The following is a 22,261-nucleotide window of genomic DNA, read 5'->3' as shown; positions in this document are numbered from 1 at the left end:
AATCACTCGCGTGATTCATGCTTTTTAGATGAATGAAATCTATGCAGACTTCGAATCAATAACCTTTAAATCTGCCTTAGCAACACTTTCATGTGTTGCAGCTTCTTTAGGTTGACGCTCTGCTTTATAAACAGGTTCTGCTTCACCATTAATGACTGCTTCATTAATAATGACTGTCCCAACGTCAGTACGACTTGGTAAATCGTACATGGTTTCAAGCAGCACGTTCTCCATAATAGAACGTAAACCACGCGCACCCGTATTGCGTTCAAGTGCTTTCTTCGCGATAGCACGCAATGCAGAATCTTCAAAGATCAGATCAACATTTTCCATAGTAAAAAGATATTGATACTGGCGAGTTAATGCATTTTTTGGCTCAGTCAAAATTTGCATTAATGCTTCTTCATCCAACTCTTCAAGTGTCGCAATCACTGGTAAACGACCAATGAATTCTGGAATTAAACCAAATTTCACTAAGTCGGTTGGCTCAACCTGACGGAACAATTCAGCAAGTTTTTTGGTTTCATCTTTGTTTTTAACATCAGCTGTAAAACCAATACCGCCTTTCTCTTGACGCTGCTGTACAATTTTTTCCAAACCAGAAAAGGCACCACCACAAATAAACAAGATATTCGAAGTGTCAATTTGGATAAACTCTTGTTGCGGATGCTTACGTCCACCTTGCGGAGGAATAGAAGCCACTGTACCTTCAATCATTTTTAACAATGCTTGCTGTACGCCTTCACCAGAAACATCACGCGTAATTGACGGGTTTTCAGATTTACGAGTAATCTTGTCAATCTCGTCAATATAGATAATGCCCTTCTGAGCTTTCTCTACATCGTAGTCTGCTTTTTGCAAAAGTTTTTGTACAATATTTTCAACATCTTCGCCGACATAACCAGCTTCGGTTAATGTCGTTGCATCTGCCATTGCAAATGGAACGTCTAAAAGGCGAGCCAATGTTTGCGCAAGTAAAGTTTTACCCGAACCTGTAGGTCCAATTAATAGAATATTACTTTTAGCAATTTCTACTTCTTTAGACACATGGCCATTATGACCAACTTTTAGGCGTTTATAATGGTTATAAACCGCAACAGATAATGTCTTTTTGGCAAGATCTTGACCAATTACATATTGATCAAGCGCAGCACGTATTTCATGTGGTTTTGGCAATGCCTTACTCGCCCAGTCCCCTGCTTCAACCTGTTGGCTGGTTTGTACAAGGTCTAAGCAGACATCCACACACTCATTACAAATATATGCGTCCTCACCTGCAATCAGTTTCCCGACTTCAGACTGCGTTTTACCGCAAAATGAACAATGTTTTTGTCCTTGAGGATGTTCGGACATATTCACTCCACAAATAGAATCTTAAATATTAGGGCAAGATGCACTGCATAAATAACTAAATGGAGATCTTTTTCAACATCTCAAGTTATTTATATAAGAAGGTCCTTATGGACGCTTACTTAACACCTGATCAACCAAACCATATTCTTTAGCAGACTGTGCTGTCATAAAGTTATCACGGTCAGTATCACGAGCAACAGTTTCGTAGTCTTGACCACTATGCTCTGCCATTAAGCGGTTTAAACGTTCTTTAATAAATAGAATTTCACGCGCATGAATTTCAATATCCGATGCTTGACCGCGGAAACCACCTAATGGTTGGTGAATCATGACACGGGCATTTTCTAGACAATAGCGTTTGCCTTTAGCACCAGCATTTAATAAGAATGCACCCATTGAAGCAGCTTGGCCCATACAATATGTTACGACATCAGGTTTAATAAACTGCATCGTGTCATAAATAGCCATGCCCGCTGTCACAGATCCACCTGGAGAGTTGATATAAAGGTGGATATCTTTATCAGGATTTTCAGCTTCTAAAAACAACATTTGGGCAACAATTAGATTTGCCATGTTATCTTCAACTTCACCTGTTAAAAAAATGACGCGCTCACGTAAAAGTCGTGAATAAATATCAAAAGAACGTTCGCCGCGAGAAGATTGTTCAACCACAACAGGAACTAAAGCATTTTCAATTGTTGGAACATACATACGTTATTTATTCCTAAATTTTTTGTGACTTAACCTATGGCAACAATATGCGGGATAATTTCTCAAATTGCAAAAGGTTCGCACTGAAATATTATATTATTTATACCTAAGTACTTAATGTCGCACTCAAATTGACCACATAAAGAAAAACAAAAAAGGCGCCTAAGGCGCCTTTTTCTGACTTCTTAAAAGATTAGCCCATACGGCGAGCTTGTTGTTCTTTCAATAAGTCATCATAAGATACAGCTTTGTCAGTCACTTTAGCACCAGCTAAGATGTGATCAACAACTTGATCTTCTAATACAACTGCTTCGATTTGAGCACGTTGTTGAGCATCATTTTTGAAGTATTCAATCACTTCAGTTGGATCTTCGTAAGAAGAAGCCATGTCATCGATGTAAGCATCAACGCGAGCTTGGTCAACTTCAAGTTTAGCGTCAGCTAAAACTTTGCTTACCAATACGCCAAGCTTAACAGAACGCTCTGCTTGTTCTTTGAACAATTCGTCAGGAAGCATGCTCTTGTCAAAAGATTGCGCGCCTGCACCACCGAACTGTTGAGTGAATTGTTGAACCATTTGTTGACGTTGGCGGTCAATTTCTTGAGCAACCATTGCAGTTGGAACTTCAACTTCGTTCGCAGCAACAAGTGCATCAAAAGCAGCTTGTTTAACTTGGTTACGTAAACCATTGCGAACCTCACGTTCCATATTCTTACGAACGTCAGCTTTTAATTTCTCAACACCTTCTTCTTCAGTTACACCGAAGATTTTCAAGAATTCAGCATCAATTTCTGGAAGTTTTGATTTTTCAACTTGCTTCACAGTGATTTTGAACTGAGCTGCTTTACCAGCCAAGTTTTCAGCTTGGTAATCTTCTGGGAAAGTAACATCAATTACTTTCTCTTCACCAGCTTTCATGCCAACGATGCCGTCTTCAAAGCCAGGAATCATACGACCTGAACCTAATACGAGTTTAAAGTCTTCAGCAGAACCGCCTTCAAACTTTTCACCGTCGATAGTGCCTTCAAAGTCAAAAGTCACTTGCATGTCTTTTTTCGCCATGCCCTTGGTAACAGCCCAAGTTTGACGTTGTTTTTGCAAGTTTTCGATCATAGCATCAACGTCAGCATCTTTAATTTCAGCTGTTTTACGTTCAACTTCTAAACCGTCGAATGCTTGTACTGTAACTTCTGGATAAACTTCTACAGTCGCTTCAAAAACTAAAGCATCTTCTTTATGTTCAACTTTATCAATGTTCGGCATTCCTACCGCATTGATTTTTTCTTGTTGAATTGCTTCAAAAACGCTATCACGAATGATGTCATTTACAACTTCTTGATAAATGCCCGCACCGTATTCGCGACGAACAACGTTTTCAGGTACTTTACCTGGACGGAAGCCGTTGATCTTCACAGTTTTGGCAGTGCGCTTCAAACGAGCTTCAAATTGCTCGTTAATACGGCTCGTCGGTACAGACACATTTAAACGACGGGCAACGCCCGAAACCGCTTCAGTCGTTACTTGCATGGCTTCCTCGATAAAAATTAGTGAGTAGGAACAGTTTTTTTAAAAGTGCTGTATTATATGACAACTTTCAAGATATACAAAATTAACCGATCACTTCATTTTAGTTAGCCTCGTTATTCTCGTAAATTTCACAGTAATTTTATGATTCTTTAAATATTTTTCATAAGACCTTAAGTAAAACTAATTTTTTAGTTATTCTTCATAAATCTAAAATTACAATCAAAATCTAAATTTAATCGTTTTTACAAACAATTACTAAGAATCAGTAGATTAGCTAAATAAAAGTACAATTCACCATTCAATCATTCACTTTTTCTTCATAATTCAATTGGCAAATCCAATTAACACAAACTGTACATATAAATAAGAATTATTATTATTCGCATAACCTTTTAGTTTTAGAGTCCTGAAGTCATGTCTTTGATTAGAACACGTAAAAAAATTGTTTCTTCTGCGATAGCTTCTTCGTTATCAATGATTGCAACAACAGCCATGGCACAAGAAGCAATTTCACAATTACCAACGATTCATACTCAAGCGACTCAAGAAGAATCTTTAAAAGTAGATCAGTCAGCAAATTCTAAATTCGTGGCTCCCCTCAAAGACACACCAAAATCAGTCTCTATTCTTTCTCAAAAATTAATTAAAGATACAAACTCTAATACCCTACTCGAAGCTTTACGCTACGAACCAGGCATTACTTTAGGTGCGGGTGAAGGCGGTACACCGTTTACAGATATGCCTTACATTCGCGGTTATAGCGGTCAATCTTCTATTTATGTCGATGGTGTTCGTAATACAACTTCACAAAGCCGCGATATGTTTGCCATCGAACAAGTTGAAGTTATTAAGGGCTCTTCTTCTGCCCTTGGTGGTGGTGGTAGCGTGGGTGGAAGTATCAACTTAATCCCTAAAGTTGCTCATGAAGGTGACGTTTACCAAGGTAGTGTTCAAGGTGGTACTGACAACTATCGTCATATCCAACTCGATGCCAACAAAGACTTTGGTAGCGGAGTTGCTGGTCGTGTTGTTATTATGGGCCATGAAAACGAAAAAGCTGGTCAAAGTAACGGCGCAGAATATGCTCGTGCTGGTATTGCGTCAAGTCTTGCATTTGGCCTAGATACTGCAACTCGCGGAACACTGAGCTACTACTATTTACGTAGTAATGATGAACCTGATGCAGGTATTCCGTTTAACAACGCAAATCCAACAACTCCTCCAGCTGGAGTTACTGTAACTCCTGGTGATGGTAAACCTGTTGATGTAAAAGCGGGTACCTACTATGGCTGGAAAGCACGTGATTTCGATAAACGTGAAAACCATATTGGTACGTTTAAATTAGAACATGATTTTAATGAAAATCTTACTTTGTCAAATGTAGCAACTTACAACAAATCTAAATCTGATTATGTTTATACGAATGCTGATGACTCTAAGGGTAATATTTACAGAGGCACAATTGCTCGTCGTGCTTTAAGTCGTATTTTGGATAGCGATGCTTATAGCGATCAACTTTCTTTAAGAGGTAAATTTAATACTGGTTCATTAAAACATTCTTTTAATGTCGGTACTGAATGGAGCTTCCAAGAAACTGATCAAGGTGTACATACATTTACTAATGCTGCTGGTGAAACTACCTCAACCATTTTAGACAGCAACATTCAAAACTGTACTTCAGCCGCTGCTGTAGCAAATGGCTGGTGTACGAGTTTAAATAATCCAGGAAATGGTGCATTCACAGACAAACGTGGAACTATTACAGCACAATCGACCACTCGTAGTCATAATGTAGGCGTATATGCTTTAGATAGTATCGAATTTAATCCACAATGGTTACTTAACTTAGGTGTTCGTTGGGATAAATTTGAAACTGAGAAAAAATACAATAAAGACGTAGGTGGACGTACTCCTCATAAAGCTGGCGATAAACTAGAAAGTGATACAGATTACTTCTCTTACCAAGCTGGTTTAGTTTTTAAACCAACAGAAGATGGTAGTATTTATTTAAGCTATGCTACTTCAGCAAACCCAGTAGGTGTGCTCGCTGAAGGTGATACAGGTTCAGATTCTATTAGCGACTCAGGGGCTGCAAGTGCGAGTGCAAATGATCTAAAACCAGAAGAAGCTCGTACTTTCGAGTTAGGAACTAAATGGGACCTATTTAATAACCGTGCTAATTTAACAGCAGCAGTTTTCCGTACTGAAAAGCAAAATACACGTATCCAAATTGATCCGAACACGACAGCCAATGCTGGTAAAAGTAAAGTTGATGGATTTGAAATTAGTTTAAACGGAAAGATTACTGACAAATGGGATGTTTCTACAGGCTATAGCTATTTAGATAGTGAAATCACTGAGGCTGCATATAATGCCGTTGCTCAAGAAGGTAAACCGCTTCCATTCGTAGCTAAAAACAGCGCGACTTTATGGTCTACATATAAAGTTATGCCTCAATTGACTTTAGGTGCTGGTGTTGAATACCGTGATCAAGTTTTTGTGAACACAACTGCTCCGAAATACTTACCAACCTACACTATTTACAACGCGATGGCTAAATACGACGTGAACAAGAACGTAAACTTACAGCTTAATATTAATAATATTTCTGATAAGCGTTATTTCACAAGTGCACATGCAGCTCACTACGCATTTGAAGGTAATGGCCGTAATGCTGTCTTAGCGATTAACTTTAAGTACTAAGGTTAAATTCCATAATTTATTTATGGAATTAATTAAAGTTCATATAAAATAGCCTCATCACGAGGCTATTTTTACAAATGAAGTATCTATATTAAAAGGTGTTTGCTGTGATTCATCATATCCCCAATGTTTTAAGCAAAGAGCAAGTTGCCGAGTTTCGTAAACTCATGGAAGATGCCAACTGGGTAGGTGGAAAAGTGACTGCTGGCACCTTATCTGCTTCTGTTAAAAGAAATCAGCAGCTTTCTGAACAAGACCCGCTTACTCATCATTTAAGTGATATTGTCATTAAAGCAATTTGGCAAAATCCAGTGTTTCAGGCTGCGGCTCTACCCCACAAAATTATTCCACCACTTTTTAATCGTTATGATGAACATGAAAGCTTCGGTTTCCATGTGGACAACTCAATTCGTCTTATCCGTGGTACTTCTGAGCAGCTCCGCACCGACTTATCTTGTACGCTATTTTTAAGCGAACCTGATGAATATGAAGGCGGGGACCTCGTTATTGAAGACACTTATGGTTATCACGAGGTCAAATTACCCGCAGGTGATGTAGTACTCTACCCTTCGACCAGCCTGCATGAAGTTAGTAGTATTACTTCAGGTACTCGTTTTGCCTCTTTTTTCTGGGTACAAAGTTTGGTACGCGACGATAGTAAACGCCATCTTTTATTTAACTTAGATGAAAGTATTAGAGAATTACGTAAATCACACGGCGATAACTATCCAGAAGTCATGAAGCTCACCAACATTTATCATAATTTAATTCGAATGTGGTCAGAGCTATAACTACATTTATTTTTGCCTTATTGAGATCATATAATTTCTTTTACCTTAATTTGGCAAAAATATGAAAATTATTTTCTCATAAATATAAAACTGCGCAAAATTAGAAAATTATTTTCTAATTTCTGAGATTAAAATTACGATAAGAATTTTGCACAAGGTGTAATCATTGTTTAGATGTGATATATCTAAATATCAAGATTACCAGCAAACCATCAAACTTATTATTTCACGGTCTAGAGATGAAAACGAATTACTTGTTTGCCCAGCCTACTCAAGCAAGACATCATCCGCAACTCCTGATGCTGCGCCAAGCGCGCGTATAAAAATTTTGTCTGCTTTCTAAAGCAGCACTTTGAAGTTCCCTTTAATTTTTCTGAATTAGATACCATATATTAAGTAGAGACGTTGCCTTTTAAATATATCCAGAGCAACTGCGCTACGAGACAAGGAGTTTTCTCATGATGTTGGCTGACCCAAGCAAAAAATACCGCCGTATGTACCAACGAGTGGATTTACCAGATCGCCAATGGCCAAATAAAGAAATTACAAAAGCGCCAATCTGGATGAGTACTGATTTACGTGACGGTAACCAAGCAATTTTTGAACCGATGAACATGGAACAAAAATTCAAAATGTTCAAAATGCTTGTAAAAATCGGTTTTAAACATATTGAAATCGGTTTCCCTTCCGCGTCTCAAATTGACTTCGATTTTACTCGCATGTTGATTGAAGAAAATCATATTCCTGATGACGTATACATTGAGGTTTTGGTTCAAGCACGTGATCATTTAATTGAACGTACTTTTGAATCTTTGGCAGGTGCTAAACGCGCAATTGTGCATATTTATAACTCTAACTCTCCAACCTTCCGTCAAAAGGTGTTGAATGTAGACGTTAATGGCGCAAAACAATTAGCAATTAATGCTGCTCAAAAAGTTAAAGAATATGCGGCGCAATATCCTCAAACTGACTGGATTTTCCAGTACAGCCCAGAGTGTTTCTCTGCAACTGAATTAGAAGTCGCTAAAGATGTCTGTGATGCCGTCACAGAAATTTGGGATGCACGTCCTGACCATAAAGTGATTTTAAACTTACCCGCGACTGTAGAAGTGTCTACGCCAAATGTTTATGCAGACCAAATTGAATGGATGCATCGTAATTTGGCACGTCGTGATGGTGTGATCATTTCTGTTCACTGCCACAATGACCGTGGCTGTGGTATTGCTGCATCAGAACTTGCCATTATGGCGGGTGCTGACCGTGTTGAAGGTTGTGTGTTCGGTAATGGTGAACGTACGGGTAACGTTGACGTTGCAGCTATTGCATTGAACATGTACACCCAAGGTGTAGCGCCAGAGTTAGATTTCTCTAACATTAATGAAGTGATTGCAACGGTTGAAGAATGTACTGGTTTACCTGTACACCCTCGCCATCCATATGCAGGTGACTTGGTATTTACTGCATTCTCTGGTTCACATCAGGATGCAATCAAAAAAGGCTTCGAGTACCAGAAAAACGAAGAAATCTGGGATATGCCTTATTTGCCAATCGACCCGAAAGATTTGGGCCGCGACTATGACGCAGTTATTCGTGTAAATAGTCAGTCTGGTAAAGGCGGTATCGCTTACTTATTAGAAGCGAACTACAACGTTGTGTTGCCTCGTCGTTTACAAATCGAGTTCAGTCAGGTTGTTCAACAATATGCTGATGATAATGGTACAGAAATTAATGCAAAAGAAATCTGGACCTTATTTAAAGACACGTATGTTGATGTGAAAAACCATCATTACACAGTTAAAAACTACAGATTATCTGACATTAATGGTACTCAAATCATCGAACTTGATGTTGATGTCGAAGGTGAAACACAACAACTTCGTGGTGAAGGTAACGGACCGATTTCTGCATTCTTAAATGCACTTCAGTTACCAATTGACGTATTGAACTATGAAGAACGCAGTATTAGTTCAGGTGCAAATGCCAAAGCGTTAACCTTAATTGAACTTCAAGTCAAAGGTACAGGCAGAGGTTCATTTGGTGCTGGTGTTCATGACAATACAGTCACCTCATCAATTGAAGCAATTATTGCATGTACTAACCGTTTGATTGATCAAGGCGTTTTAAGTACAGATCAGGTTGTTGCCGCCGCTGTTTAATTAAAAAAAAGACTTTGGAAAGGATACCTAGCTTGGTATCCTTTCTTTTTATTCCTGAAAGATTTAAAAGGCGAAATGTTCCCGTGTCTTTTCCAGCTGATTCAGTGGGGTTAGTCACTCCGCAAAAGTTCCAATTTGAAGAACCATTACATCTTGAATGTGACCGTGTTTTGCCACGTTTTGAATTAATGGTCGAAACTTACGGCACTTTAAATGCAGATAAATCAAATGCTATTTTAATCTGTCATGCCTTATCTGGACATCATCATGCAGCGGGCTATCACCACGAAGATGATAAAAAAGCTGGCTGGTGGGATAGTTGTATTGGCCCGGGTAAAGCAATCGACACGAATAAGTTTTTTGTAGTTTCGCTAAATAATATTGGTGGGTGTAATGGCTCAACTGGCCCAACTTCCCCAAATCCTGAAAATGATAATCGCCCTTATGGACCAGATTTCCCATTAGTAACGGTACGTGACTGGGTAAAAACTCAGGCCATGCTTTCTGACCGGTTGGGTGTAAATATTTGGTATGCTGTTATTGGTGGCTCTTTAGGGGGCATGCAGGCACTACAATGGTCGGTTGACTATCCTGACCGCTTACAAAAATGTGTCATCATTGCCAGTGCGCCAAAGCTTTCAGCACAAAATATTGCCTTTAATGAGGTTGCTCGCCAGTCAATCTTGTCTGATCCAGACTTCCATCATGGTCGTTATTTGGAAAATGATAGCTACCCGAAACGCGGCCTGATTTTGGCCCGAATGGTAGGTCATATTACCTATCTTTCAGAAGAAGCCATGAAACAAAAATTTGGTCGTGATTTAAAATCAGGCAAATTTATGTATGGTTTTGATGTCGAGTTTCAGGTTGAAAGCTACCTTCGTTATCAAGGCGAACAGTTTAGCCGTAACTTTGATGCCAATACTTATCTCATTATGACCAAAGCATTGGATTATTTTGATCCATCACGTGAATACAACCACTCGTTAACAGACGCGATGGGTAAAACAAAATGTCAGTTCCTGATCGTTTCTTTTACAACAGACTGGCGTTTTACACCAAGTCGCTCTCAAGAGATTGTTGATGCACTCATTACCAATCATAAGCCAGTAAGTTACCTCGATATTGATGCGGAACAAGGACATGACTCGTTCTTATTCCCGATTCCATTGTATGTAAAAACAATGCGCGCTTTCTTAGGCGGTGAAGAACTCTTAAAATCGACGTCACTGGAGGCAAGCTAATGCGTATTGATCAACAACTGGCAGAAAAGTGGATTAAACCAGGCTCAAGCGTACTCGATTTGGGGTGTGGTGATGGTGAATTACTCGCTCATATGAGCCAAAAGCATCAAATTCGTGCTTATGGCTTAGAAATTGATCAAGAAAAGATTGCAATTGCCGTCAGTCGCGGGTTAAATATTATTCAACAAGATTTGAATCTCGGTTTGAGCCGTTTTGCTGACCAGTCTTTTGACTATGTGGTTATGGCACAGGCTTTGCAAGCTGTAGATGCACCGGATGTTTTATTAAGAGACATGGTGCGTGTGGGTAAACAGGCAATTATTACTTTTCCAAACTTTGCGCATTGGAAGACTCGTTCTTTTCTTGCATTAAAAGGAATGATGCCTGTATCGGATGCTTTACCATATATGTGGTATAACACCCCCAATATTCATCTATGTACATTTAAAGATTTCGAAGCACTCTGTGCTGAAAATCAGATACAAATTATTAATCGACTCGCCGTCAATGGAAATCAGCAGGGAAGCCTGTTAAGCAAACATGTTCCTAATTTGTTTGGTGAAGTCGCTATTTATCGAGTGAGTGCACTATGAAAAAGACATTATTTAGCACACTATTTGCAGGACTGCTAAGTATGCAGGCTCATGCAGATTATATCGCCCAGCCACAATCGGTTGCGAGTCAGGCTGCACGCTTTTCAACAATGGGGGTTAATGACCTTCAGAAAGCTGCAAAAGCTGGTCAAGCAGGCGCGCAATTTTACCTTGGTACACACTACCAATATGGTAAAGATGTAGAAAAAGACGAAAAACAAGCTTTCGCATGGTTTAAAGCGGCAGCTGATCAAGGTTTATCACCAGCACAACTCAACGTAGGTCGTATGTACGCCGACGGTATTGGTGTTAGAAAAGATGAGTCAATGGCTCGTAAATACTTTGAAAAAGCAGCAAGCAATGGTGATAACCGTGCAAGCTACAACCTCGCGATGATGGAAGAGCAAAAGAAAAACTACGTAGGTGCTTACCAGTGGTATGAGCTTTCAACTCGTGATGGCATGCTCGATAATAAAGTGATTAGCCTATCTGAAGGTAAGAAAACTGCTCTAGCGGCGAACTTAACTCAAGAACAAATCCGTACAGCGCGTGACCGTGCAGACAAATGGATTCAAGCACAATAATAACGGTTCATCCGTAAAAAAACCTTACTCGACTAAAGCCACCTTGTATGCTCTACAAGGTGGCTTTAGTTTAGGTTGTCCCATTTTATATTCTATTTATTTCCCTCTATATCCCCTCTTAAAAAACACGTAACATAACTTACGTTCGATATTAGCTATAAAGTTTGGTTTTATTATGTCTACCCCACATTGGTTTGATCAGGGCAGTTTAGTTCTTGCCAGCAATAACAAAGGTAAAGTCGCTGAGTTTGAAAAACTTTTCGAACAGCTTAAGTTACCTGTAGAAATTATTCCTCAAGGTCGCCTTAATATTCCCGATGCAATTGAAGATGGCTTAAGCTTTATTGAAAATGCCATTATTAAAGCTCGTCATGCCTCTCAAATTTCAGGTAAACCTGCTATGGCTGATGACTCAGGCATTTGTGTTCCTATCTTAGGCGGCGCACCTGGCATTTATTCTGCACGCTATGCTGGAGAACACGGTGACGATGCAGCAAACAATGCCAAATTATTAAATGATCTTTTGCCATTTCGTAAAAATGGTGAAGTGATTGAAGGCATGTTTGTGTGTGTACTTGCTTTAGTAACGCATGCTGAAGATCCTCTGCCACAAATTTTCCAAGGCATCTGGCACGGCGAAATTTTAGAAGCTGCACGCGGTGAAAATGGCTTTGGTTATGACCCTCTGTTCTGGTTACCTGAGCTACAAGTTTCTAGTGCTGAACTTTCTAAAGAAGACAAGAATAAGATTAGTCATCGTGGACAAGCGATGCAGTTATTTAGAGAGAGTTTGCAGAAGTAAGCTGATCACATGGCCACAATATGCAGCGTTAAAACATATTAAACTTTGTATAGGCAAATCTTACTTTTCAAAGATGAAAAGTAAGCAAAAATCTTTTGTTAGACTGATGGCACGTCCTTGTGCCACAGTCTAACTAGCGGCATCCATGCCGCCTTCTCACACGCAAATGTGGGGAAAGAACTTTAAAAATTATAGTGGGAAATGTAAAAACACTGCATAAATCGCAATACACACACAACTCACAATCGTCCCTGAGGCGATATAAGCCGCAGATCTTCCTGTTCCTTGATAATGGGTTTCTAGCGCTACAATATTGGCTGCTGGTGGCAGACAGAACATTAAAAACATGACTCCAATTTGCTGACTTATATTTGGAATCGGTAGAAATCTATAAGTTAAGCCACAAAGAATAAGTCCACACACCACCTTAAATGCTTGAGCTTTGGTGCTGTAGATTAAGTCTTTTAAATGCACTCGAGTACGACGTAACCACATTCCCAATACACACATTCCAGCAAATGTCATTGCGAACTTAGCAACCTCATATACCCAATGTATGGCAGGATGCTCGATATGTTGAGCACCTAACAACCTGAGCACAAGCGCGCAAAAGATTGAAATACACGGAGGAGAAGTTAAAACCTTTTTTAATATGCTGAGCTTACTTTGTGGTGCTGTAGTGACTGCCGTAACAGCCCATGCATTTCCAAAAAGAGACATACCAATATATAGTGCAACAATTGGGGCCATAGCATCAGGGCCGAATAAAGCCATGGCAAAAGGAAAACCGAGCCAGCCCATGTTGGTATAACTTACGCAAAGCGCTAATAATCTGTCTTTAAATAAAGCTAAATAAGCAAAGAAAATAAGAAATGCTGAACCGAAGCTAAAGAGCATCAAACTCAAACTACCCGGCTGATAAAATACCATGTTGTAAATAATCACAACTGGAATCAGTAAGCGGGCAAGCCAAGCTGAAAGAACAGGTTTTATCGTTTCTGAAAGAGAAGTTTGAGCAAGTAAAAGTCCAGTGATAAACGCCAATATTGGCAATAATAACGCCACGTTTTCTCCTCTCACTCATCAAAATCAGGTTGTTATGCTACACCTTTTCAAAATGAAATGTACTCTCCATTTCAAGTAATTTAAGCTTCACTTTCTCAGCTCTCTCCAAAATAAAAATTAAATACAACCTTTATAGAATTACCCTTTTAGATTTGGACTGACAGTTATTGTCTTAAAAATGACATATAAATGTCACATTGTTGTCATGGCAACCTGTTGATATAAAGCAAACTGAAAAGAGGTATAAGATCATGGCCGGTTTATCTATTTGGCACGTCGTTATTTTTGCAATTGTCGTTATTTTATTATTCGGTACATCTAAATTAAAAAATATCGGTAAAGACGTAGGCGGTGCAGTAAAAGACTTTAAAAAATCAGTTCGTGAAGAAGACGAAACTGCTGCTCTTAATACTCCACGTACAATTGATGCCCAAGTCAAAACCCCTGACAGCACATCAGTGAAAAGCTAAAGGTTTTCCACCATGCTTGATGTAGGAATGACAGAGCTACTCTGTTTTGCAATTATTGCAATTTTAGTTTTAGGCCCAGATAAACTTCCAGAAGCCGCACGCTTTGCTGGTCGCTGGTATGTTCGCCTAAAACGTTATATTACCAATTTGCAAAATGAGATTGATCAAGAGTTGCGTCTTTCTGAATTTCGAAAAGAAATGCAAGAAGAACTCAACCGCATTGAAGCACTAGAACGCAAAGTACAACAACAACTTGAAGAAATACAAAAACAGACTACTTCAGACAACTCAGAAAAAACTGAGGTAGCTGAAACTATATCTCAGTCTACGATGTACTCCCCTGTATCGGGTCATTATGAAGTGCCCTTTCTTGCCAAATTTACACCTTTGGTATCTGAAAGCGACACTTTAGAAACACCTCCCGTTAAATTGAAGATTGCCGTATGAACCAACTGCCTTCAACGACTGTAAATACGCAAGAAAATCTAGACCAAATGCCAATCATGAATCATTTGGTCGTTTTAAGACGTCATTTATTTAGGATTGTCGGGGTAACATTATTTTTATTCTTTTGCTTATTACCCTTTCGAAACCATACTTACCAATTATTATCTGAACCTTTAAGGCTGCAACTTCCAGCATCATCGTCAATGATTGCAACAGATGTAACTGCAACCTTTATGGCGCCGTTTAAGCTCAATTTATTTGTCGCGCTTGTGCTGGCAATGCCATTTATTCTTTATGAAATCTGGACTTTTGTCCGCCCAGCGTTATATCAAAAAGAACGTCATTTAGCGCTGCCATTACTCATCGGTAGTATCGTTTTGTTTTATGCCGGAGTTGCCTTTGCATACTACATTACACTTCCTGCGATTTTACATTTCTTTATTAGTGTATCGCCTGAAACTGTTGCACCTATGACGGATATTAATAGCTACCTAAGCTTTTGCTTAAAGCTGTTTTTAGTTTTTGGTGTCACTTTTGAAATTCCAATCGCGACGCTTCTACTGATTTTAATTGGTGTGGTAAATACAAAAAGTCTTGCTGAAAAAAGACGTTTTATCATTGTGGGCTGTTTTTTTGTAGCCATGTTCATTACCCCACCAGATGCAATTTCTATGGTGATGTTGGCAATACCGATGTGGTTGCTTTTCGAACTTGGATTATTGTTCGGTAAAATTCTTGAGAAAAGAAAAGCTCAATCTGCTGAATAAAATAATATTTAAGAAAAAGCCTGAACCTCTAAGTTCAGGCTTTTTTATATAGACCACTTTTTAATCTACAAAGCAATAAACTGTCTTCAAAGTGACTTAAAAATGTAAGAAAAGTGTCATTTCCAGTCCATAGAATCAACTCAACAAATATACTCACAAAAGTTACGGATTTATTATGACAACTGCTTCTAACCACCCAACACGTCGCGACATTTTAAAATGGTTTACGGGGATCCCTTTTCTTCCATTAGGTGCGATGGCTACGGCAGCAACGTTAGCAGGATGTAACGATAGTAATGATGATTCAGACGTTACCACTCCATCAAAACCAATTAACTTTAAAAATGCAACGTTCACGTCAATGCCTGCACCGTCTACTGTAGCAGAGATCGCAACAACAGCATGTGCATCAAAGCTTGCTATTTCATGGGAAGATGGCAGTAAAACCGAATATCAACTTGCTTACAAACCATTCTTCTTAACAGGTACAGAAGTTCCTGATGGTAAAGGCGGAAAGATTATCGCGGGTGGTTATGTTGACATTAATAATAAGCCAATTATTGATAAATCAGTTGCAGGTAAAGAACGTCAATTCTTCTCTGACTGTCCAGATGGTAGTTCTCTGATTAGCTTCAAACAAGCGACTGGCAAAGATTTCACAGATGCAGACAAGAAAGCATTAGGTGTAACTGGTAACCCAGTGTTCCATGTAGTTCAGTTTGAATATTTATCAAAAGACCAAAATGGTGGTGATACTTACGGTAAATTATCATCTCCGATTGCAGTGCTTACTTTAGATCAAGACCCAAAAACTGGTCATTTGACTTTAATCAAATATCACAATGTAGACACTTCAAGTGCGCACGGTTTATGGATTACTTGTGGTGCAAGCTTGTCACCATGGGGAACTCATTTATCGAGTGAAGAATATGAGCCAGATGCTTTCAACCAAAAGTTAGGTCAATCACTTTCAACACTTAAAGCATTCAGTAAAAATGTATATGGTGATGAAAATGCGGCTAACCCATATAACTACGGTCATTTACCAGAAATTACCGTTAATGCAGATGGTACGGGTCGTGTGACAAAGCACTACTGTTTAGGCCGTATTTCACATGAGCTTGTACAAGTTTTCCCAGATAACCGTACAGTTTTGATGGGTGACGACTATACCAATGGTGGTCTCTTCATGTTTGTTGCAGATAAAGAGAAAGACCTATCTGCCGGCACACTTTACGTTGCAAAATATACAACAGTACTTACAGATACAACGACGGGTCAGATCTCATGGATCAAGCTTGGTCATGCAACAAGTGTAGAGATTGAAAACCTAATCAAGAGCGGTATCAAAGGAACTGATATTTTCGAATCGGTTCTACAAATTGCCAAATATCCAAGCGATGCAACGACAGCAGAAGTTGAAGCTATTGATGCTGGAGATAAAGGTACGCCTGAACAACAAGTTTTAGCAAAAGCTGCGAAAGATCGCTTAAAACTACAACAAGCTGCTCAAAAAGCAGAATTAGAAGCTCAAGGTTTTAAATTTACTTATTTGAGCAAAACTGGTGTTTATCTCAAGCTTAAAGATAACAGCGACAAAACTAAACTTGCAGCGGCTTTCCTTGAGACACACCGTTATGCGGCTTACGTTGGTGCTTCAATGGCATTGACCAAGAACGAAGGTACGACTGTAAATATTGCAGATAAACGCGCATATTCAGCTTTAGCTAACATTGTTGATTCAATGGTTGAAGGTGGTAGCGGCTACCTTGCTGAGCACAACGTTAAATTCCCGAAAATCACGGCTGGTGGTATTTTGGAGCATAAACTGACAGGCGGCCAAAAAGACAGCTCAAATGTAGCAATTAACAGTGAATGGGTACCTAGCCAATCTAGTCTTCTCATTAAAGGTAAAGACATTAGCTTTGACAGCTTAGGTAACACTGCTGATCCAGAACAGATTGCTAGCCCTGACAACTTGAAGTTCTCTGAAAAGCTACGTACGTTATTTATCGGTGAAGACTCTGGTAACCACTTAAATAACTTCTTATGGGCTTACAATGTCGACACTAAACAGCTCATCCGTATCTTGTCTACACCAGCAGGTGCAGAATCAACTGGTCTACACGCAGTCGATGAAGTAAACGGTTGGACTTACATCATGAGTAACTTCCAACATCCAGGTGATGAATGGAATCGTTTCTATAAAGAAACTAACGGTGTTCGTACTGGTATCAGTGTAGATTTACTTTCGCAAATTGATACAGCGATTAATACAAACTACAGCAATAAATTTGCAGCAGCGGTTGGCTATATCACTGCCGACCCAATTGCTCCATCTGTTGTGAAAAAATAATCTCTTTCACCAAAATAGAAGAAACCTGCCTTATGCAGGTTTCTTTTTTTTGACTAAACAATCAATTATTTCACAAACCTATCATCAAAACGTCAAAGCCTCGTCACACTACCCAACTAAGCTAATGAAGATTTTTAGAACAATCTCTTTATTTCTTTACTTACTTAGGAATTTCCCATGACAGAGCTGACGCCATATCATGAAGATCAAGAACTGGACAATAATACTTCTGACAATATCCACTTTCGTGACATTTTAGAACAACATGTAAGTCGCCGTAGTTTAATTACTAAAGCAGCAAGCGGTGCTGTAGCTTTAACTTTAGCCTCAACTTTAACAGGCTGTAATGATAGTAATGATGACTCAGGTTCTAACAATGGTGGAATCCCACCTGTAGATCCAAATAAAAAACCAGAGAAATTAACTTTTACAGCAGTGGCAAAAAACCACAACGATATTGTGACTGTACCAGAAGGCTATGAAGCCAATGTTATTTACGCTTTAGGGGATTCAATCAATCCAAAAGTTGGAGATTGGGATGACAATAAAATTCCACTTGGTCCAAGTTTCCAGTTTCGCTCTGGCGACTGCCATGACGGCATGCATTTCTTTGGCTTAAATACTTCAACAAACCGCTTTGATGAGAGTGTTTCAGCGCAAGGTTTGTTAGTCATGAATCACGAATATATCAACCAGACCTTCCTTCACCCAAAAGGTCCAACAAGAGTTGATGGACGCCGCCCTGAAGATGAAGTCATTCGTGAAACCAATGCGCATGGCGTATCTATTGTTCACATTAAAAAAGATCCAACAACTCAACAAGTAACAATTGATAAAAGTTCTGCTTTTAACCGTCGTATTACAGCATCAACAGAAATGGATTTTGAAGGTGCTGCAGCGGGTTCAAGCCTGCTTGCAACTCGTTTCTCACCTGCTGGTCGTCAAACTCGCGGTACCCATAATAACTGCGGTAATGGTTATACGCCTTGGGGCACATACTTAACTACCGAAGAAAACTTTATTGGTTATTTCCAACGTTCAGGTAGCGATGAATATGCACGTACAGATGCAGAAAAAATTGCTTTAAAACGTTATGGTTTAGGCGTTAAAAAAGATGAACTTTACCTCTATGAGAAAGATGAAAAAGGTGCTCCTAAAAAAGATAAAGACGGCAAGGTCATTTATTTAAAAGATAAAAACGGTGAGTTAATCCCTAACGTTGATGAACAAGGGCGACAAATTTATTTAGGCGTAAGTTCACGCTACGGCTGGGAAACAGCAATTGGTCAAGTAGAGTCACAAGACTTATATGACCGCTGGAATGCCGATGTAAAAGCTGTACAGCCGACACAGGACTATCGTAATGGGCCAAATACATTCGGGTGGATGGTTGAGATTGATCCTTTTGATAACCGTCTAAACCCAGTTAAAAGAACATCGCTAGGTCGTTTTGCACATGAAGACAGTGCTTGCCGTGCCGTAGCAGGTCAACCATTAGCGTTTTATATGGGGGATGACTCTCGCGGTGAATACATCTATAAATTTGTCTCGACTGCTGTATGGGATGTCAAAGACATAAACGGCGGTTATACAGCTGGCGACAAATATATGAACACGGGTAAATTGTATGTTGCCAAATTTAATAATGATGGTTCAGGTCAATGGATTGAACTTGCCTATGGCAAAAATGGCTTAAATGAAAGCAACACTACTTACCCTTTCAAATCTCAGGCAGACGTTGTCACATTTGCACGTTTGGCAGGTGATGCAATCGGCGCTACCAAAATGGACCGTCCAGAATGGTGTACGGTTAACCCAGTAAACGGCGAGGTCTATGTCACCCTAACCAACAACTCAAATCGTGGTAAAGATTACGCGACCGATGCAGCCAATCCACGTAACTACACAGACCTTTACAACGGCACTAAAGAGCAAAAGGGTAACGTTAACGGTCATATTATCCGTTTTAAAGAAACTGATGACAAAACCACTGCTGAAACCTTCAAATGGGATATCTACCTATTTGGTGCAGAAGCATCTATGGCTTCAAATATCAACTTATCGGGTCTGACAGACAATAATGATTTGTCATCTCCAGACGGGATGTGGTTTGACCCACGTGGCGTACTTTGGATTCAAACAGATGATGGTGCTTATACCGATGTTACTAACTGTATGATGCTTGCAGCGCTACCGGGTCAAATTGGTGATGGTGCCGCTGCCACTACGTCAAATGGCCAACAAACGCTAGTCGGTGCTAAAGTTACAGACTCAACACTACGCCGTTTCTTAGTTGGACCAAAACAATGTGAAATTACAGGTATTGCCATGACACCTGACCACAAAGCTATTTTTATTAATGTTCAACACCCTGGTGAAGACTCGAAAAGTTACGCAACACCAGACAGTAACTGGCCAGCAACCCAGAAAGATCCAAACAATAAAACAGCACGTCCACGTTCAGCAACTGTTGTGATTACCCGTAAAGATGGCGGTGTGATCGCAGGCTAATTCGTTTATGCCAATAAAAATGCCGATCAATTGATCGGCATTTTTATTGCTATCGATTTAAAAGAATTTGCTGCTCTACAATTTGACCGCTGTGCTCACCTTGTTGGGTCTTTTCAAACCAAAGCCATTCATTATTGGTCATTCTTAGAAAATTCGAACAGCGTGTACCATACACAGGACTTTGAATAAAGGTAGATGACAATAACTCTTCCATCTCTGCTTGAATGCCAGTATTCGGTAATAAAGCGGTTGTGACTTTGCGCTCATCTTCCAGAATATCCCACGCCGCATGTTGCATAGTTAACTCTTCTGTCTGATGCTGAAGCATAGGCAAAAACTCTTGCGTAAAACGTGTTCGTAAATGTTTAGTTTTTTCCCAATGTTCAGACATCAAGCCATTTGAAACCACATACACACCGTTAGCCAATACTTGCGGTGCTTCACCACGGTTACTCATATAAACCGCTTGATCAGCATTTCCCATAAACAAGTTAAAGCCAGCAAAATTCTGTTGCTGCTGTTCTAATTGTTGAGCAAATCGAATCGGCAATAAATCAGATTCTAAAAAAGCCTGCACCAAATGCCCGCGAGAAGTCTCATAAGACTTTTGATCTCGCCCATCACGGAAGTTGGTTAAAACAGCCCATCGACCTTGAGGCGTAACGCCCATCCACGTACCACCCGACTGCAAATCTTGTCCTGCAACAATGGGGGTATGTTCCCACTGATGCAACAAAGCTGTTGGACGATGATAAAACTCATCCCGATTTGACATAAGACACAAGGGCATATCGTCCAGAACATGCCATGCTAAAGCCACAATACACATTGATTCTTGTTCCCTATCTTTACACATTGAATGTACAACATTTTTCACATCATTCCGCTACAATCTGTCAAAACGTAAGATCAAGGAGCAGCAATGCTGACCTATCCTAATATCGATCCGGTCGCAATACACTTAGGACCTCTTCAAGTCCATTGGTATGGACTCATGTATTTATTGGCATTTTTATGTGCTTGGGGGCTTGCTTCCTACCGTGCTAAACAACGTGATGGCTGGACATCAGAAATGGTTTCCGACCTAGTGTTCTATGGTGCCCTAGGTGTTGTTCTGGGCGGTCGTGTCGGCTATGTCCTTTTCTATGAGTTTGATAAATTTCTCGAAAATCCGATTTGGTTATTCCAAGTCTGGACAGGTGGCATGAGTTTCCACGGCGGCTTTCTCGGTGTTATGGTTGCTATGCTATTTTGGTGTAAAAAATACCAAAAAACATGGTTCCAAACGCTCGACTTTATTGCCCCTTGTGTACCGACTGGCTTAATGTTCGGACGCATTGGTAACTTTATTGGTGGAGAGTTATATGGTCGTGCGGTAACTGACCCGAATTATCCATTCGGTATGATCTTCCCAACAGATCCGTTACACCTAGTTCGCCATCCATCACAAATCTATCAAGCGCTTTGTGAAGGTTTGATTCTATTCATTGTTCTGTGGTGGTTTAGTTCAAAACCGCGTCCTCGGATGGCCGTTTCTGCTCTATTCTTAATGGGATATGGCGTTGCCCGCTTTGTTATGGAATTCTTCCGCCAACCAGATGCCGACCAAGGTTTTATTCTATTTGGTTGGATGACAAAAGGACAGATTCTAACAATTCCAATGTTGCTGATTGGCCTTTGGATGATGTGGTATGCCTATCAAAAGAAAATTTATGACTGGGGTCCACAAAAGAATAGTTAATATCTAAATTAGAGGAGTTTCGGCTCCTCTTTTCTTTTTTTATGCTACAGTTTTTACTCTCCCAAGATGAAGATATACCATGCTGGAATTCTGGTTTAACACGCAAGTCCCAACATTTAAAAAATTAGTGATTTTGATTATTACGCTACTTATTTGTATTGCGCTATATCAATACCAACCACTGCCTTTAGATACGATTCTAATGTTTACTGGAACTGGGGTAATTTTTTTAATCTGTCGTTACTTTAAATTGCATTTCGCTCAAAGCAACCCGACGGGTTTACTCTACCGTTTACTTACTTGGATCCCTATTGCCCTTTTGTTTGCCCTTATTTTTGTTAAAGCGATGCCGAACTTGCTGATCTGGGGTGTGCAAGGAATTGCTTTTATGGCACTTGCTGCTTTTATTTTTTCACCTCAATCACTTTTTAAGAAATAG

At 39.7% G+C, this 22,261-nt stretch carries 19 protein-coding genes; 14 read left to right on the top strand and 5 right to left on the bottom strand.

Annotated features, from left to right (window positions below):
- Positions 1-39: 39 nt before the first annotated feature.
- The 3 genes from clpX to tig form a co-directional block, all read right to left on the bottom strand.
- Positions 40-1,353, bottom strand: coding sequence for an ATP-dependent Clp protease ATP-binding subunit ClpX (gene clpX, locus F886_RS04950; protein ID WP_005302193.1), 1,314 nt, complete (start codon positions 1,351-1,353; stop codon positions 40-42).
- A 105-nt stretch (positions 1,354-1,458) separates the two neighbouring features.
- A complete protein-coding gene (gene clpP, locus F886_RS04945; protein WP_003654845.1) occupies positions 1,459-2,064 on the bottom strand; it encodes an ATP-dependent Clp endopeptidase proteolytic subunit ClpP in 606 nt (201 codons plus the stop codon).
- Positions 2,065-2,257: 193 nt separating this feature from the next.
- Positions 2,258-3,592 carry a trigger factor gene (gene tig / locus F886_RS04940; protein ID WP_005302190.1) on the bottom strand — a complete coding sequence of 445 codons (1,335 nt, stop codon included), beginning with the start codon at positions 3,590-3,592 and terminating at the stop codon, positions 2,258-2,260.
- Between the two features lie 414 nt (positions 3,593-4,006).
- Between tig and F886_RS04935 the strand changes: the two genes are divergently transcribed.
- From F886_RS04935 to rdgB, 7 genes are all read left to right on the top strand, one after another.
- Entirely contained in the window at positions 4,007-6,295 is a 2,289-nt protein-coding gene (locus F886_RS04935) for a TonB-dependent receptor (protein ID WP_005302186.1), read from the top strand.
- Positions 6,296-6,402: 107 nt separating this feature from the next.
- Entirely contained in the window at positions 6,403-7,086 is a 684-nt protein-coding gene (locus tag F886_RS04930; protein ID WP_005302183.1) for a Fe2+-dependent dioxygenase, read from the top strand.
- A 458-nt stretch (positions 7,087-7,544) separates the two neighbouring features.
- Entirely contained in the window at positions 7,545-9,242 is a 1,698-nt protein-coding gene (gene leuA / locus F886_RS04925) for a 2-isopropylmalate synthase (RefSeq protein WP_005302180.1), read from the top strand.
- Positions 9,243-9,325: 83 nt separating this feature from the next.
- Positions 9,326-10,486 (top strand): homoserine O-succinyltransferase MetX, encoded by a 1,161-nt coding sequence (gene metX / locus F886_RS04920; protein WP_004641065.1) that lies wholly within the window; start codon positions 9,326-9,328, stop codon positions 10,484-10,486.
- Positions 10,486-11,079, top strand: a complete 594-nt coding sequence (metW, locus tag F886_RS04915; RefSeq protein WP_001217230.1) for a methionine biosynthesis protein MetW — start codon at positions 10,486-10,488, stop codon at positions 11,077-11,079. Before metX ends, metW begins: the two co-directional genes overlap by 1 nt.
- On the top strand, positions 11,076-11,663 hold the full coding sequence (locus F886_RS04910) for a tetratricopeptide repeat protein (RefSeq protein ID WP_013198993.1): 588 nt from the start codon (positions 11,076-11,078) through the stop codon (positions 11,661-11,663). Before metW ends, F886_RS04910 begins: the two co-directional genes overlap by 4 nt.
- A 175-nt stretch (positions 11,664-11,838) precedes the next feature.
- Positions 11,839-12,465 carry an RdgB/HAM1 family non-canonical purine NTP pyrophosphatase gene (gene rdgB, locus F886_RS04905; protein WP_005302175.1) on the top strand — a complete coding sequence of 209 codons (627 nt, stop codon included), beginning with the start codon at positions 11,839-11,841 and terminating at the stop codon, positions 12,463-12,465.
- A gap of 189 nt (positions 12,466-12,654) precedes the next feature.
- Here the strand turns inward: rdgB and F886_RS04900 are convergent, their stop codons facing one another.
- Complete coding sequence (locus tag F886_RS04900) at positions 12,655-13,530, bottom strand: AEC family transporter (RefSeq protein WP_005302172.1); 876 nt, start codon at positions 13,528-13,530, stop codon at positions 12,655-12,657.
- Between the two features lie 251 nt (positions 13,531-13,781).
- Here F886_RS04900 and F886_RS04895 point away from each other — a divergent pair, with 251 nt between their 5' ends.
- The 5 genes from F886_RS04895 to F886_RS04875 all read left to right on the top strand — a co-directional run bounded on the left by F886_RS04895 (position 13,782) and on the right by F886_RS04875 (position 20,081).
- The gene (locus F886_RS04895; RefSeq protein ID WP_004794775.1) at positions 13,782-14,000 is read left to right on the top strand and encodes a Sec-independent protein translocase subunit TatA; all 219 of its coding nucleotides are present in this window, start codon (positions 13,782-13,784) and stop codon (positions 13,998-14,000) included.
- Positions 14,001-14,012: 12 nt separating this feature from the next.
- Positions 14,013-14,447: a Sec-independent protein translocase protein TatB gene (tatB, locus tag F886_RS04890; RefSeq protein WP_005302167.1), complete on the top strand. Its 435-nt coding sequence runs from the start codon at positions 14,013-14,015 to the stop codon at positions 14,445-14,447.
- Positions 14,444-15,214, top strand: coding sequence for a twin-arginine translocase subunit TatC (gene tatC / locus F886_RS04885; protein ID WP_005302163.1), 771 nt, complete (start codon positions 14,444-14,446; stop codon positions 15,212-15,214). Before tatB ends, tatC begins: the two co-directional genes overlap by 4 nt.
- A 175-nt stretch (positions 15,215-15,389) precedes the next feature.
- Positions 15,390-17,570, top strand: a complete 2,181-nt coding sequence (locus tag F886_RS04880; protein ID WP_005302160.1) for a PhoX family protein — start codon at positions 15,390-15,392, stop codon at positions 17,568-17,570.
- A 177-nt stretch (positions 17,571-17,747) separates the two neighbouring features.
- Entirely contained in the window at positions 17,748-20,081 is a 2,334-nt protein-coding gene (locus F886_RS04875; protein WP_005302157.1) for a PhoX family protein, read from the top strand.
- 49 nt (positions 20,082-20,130) lie between these two features.
- Here F886_RS04875 and F886_RS04870 read toward each other — a convergent pair whose 3' ends face one another.
- Positions 20,131-20,910 carry an NRDE family protein gene (locus tag F886_RS04870; RefSeq protein ID WP_005302155.1) on the bottom strand — a complete coding sequence of 260 codons (780 nt, stop codon included), beginning with the start codon at positions 20,908-20,910 and terminating at the stop codon, positions 20,131-20,133.
- 93 nt (positions 20,911-21,003) lie between these two features.
- On the opposite strand from F886_RS04870, the gene lgt reads away from it, so the two are divergent.
- Positions 21,004-21,822 carry a prolipoprotein diacylglyceryl transferase gene (lgt, locus tag F886_RS04865; RefSeq protein ID WP_005302151.1) on the top strand — a complete coding sequence of 273 codons (819 nt, stop codon included), beginning with the start codon at positions 21,004-21,006 and terminating at the stop codon, positions 21,820-21,822.
- Positions 21,823-21,901: 79 nt separating this feature from the next.
- A complete protein-coding gene (locus tag F886_RS04860) occupies positions 21,902-22,261 on the top strand; it encodes a hypothetical protein (protein WP_005302149.1) in 360 nt (119 codons plus the stop codon).

This window comes from Acinetobacter sp. NIPH 542 (genome assembly GCF_000369825.1).
Classification (GTDB): Bacteria; Pseudomonadota; Gammaproteobacteria; order Pseudomonadales; family Moraxellaceae; genus Acinetobacter; species Acinetobacter oleivorans.
The sequence above is the reverse complement of the archived record's forward strand: the minus strand, read 5'-3'. Positions and strand labels throughout refer to the sequence as shown.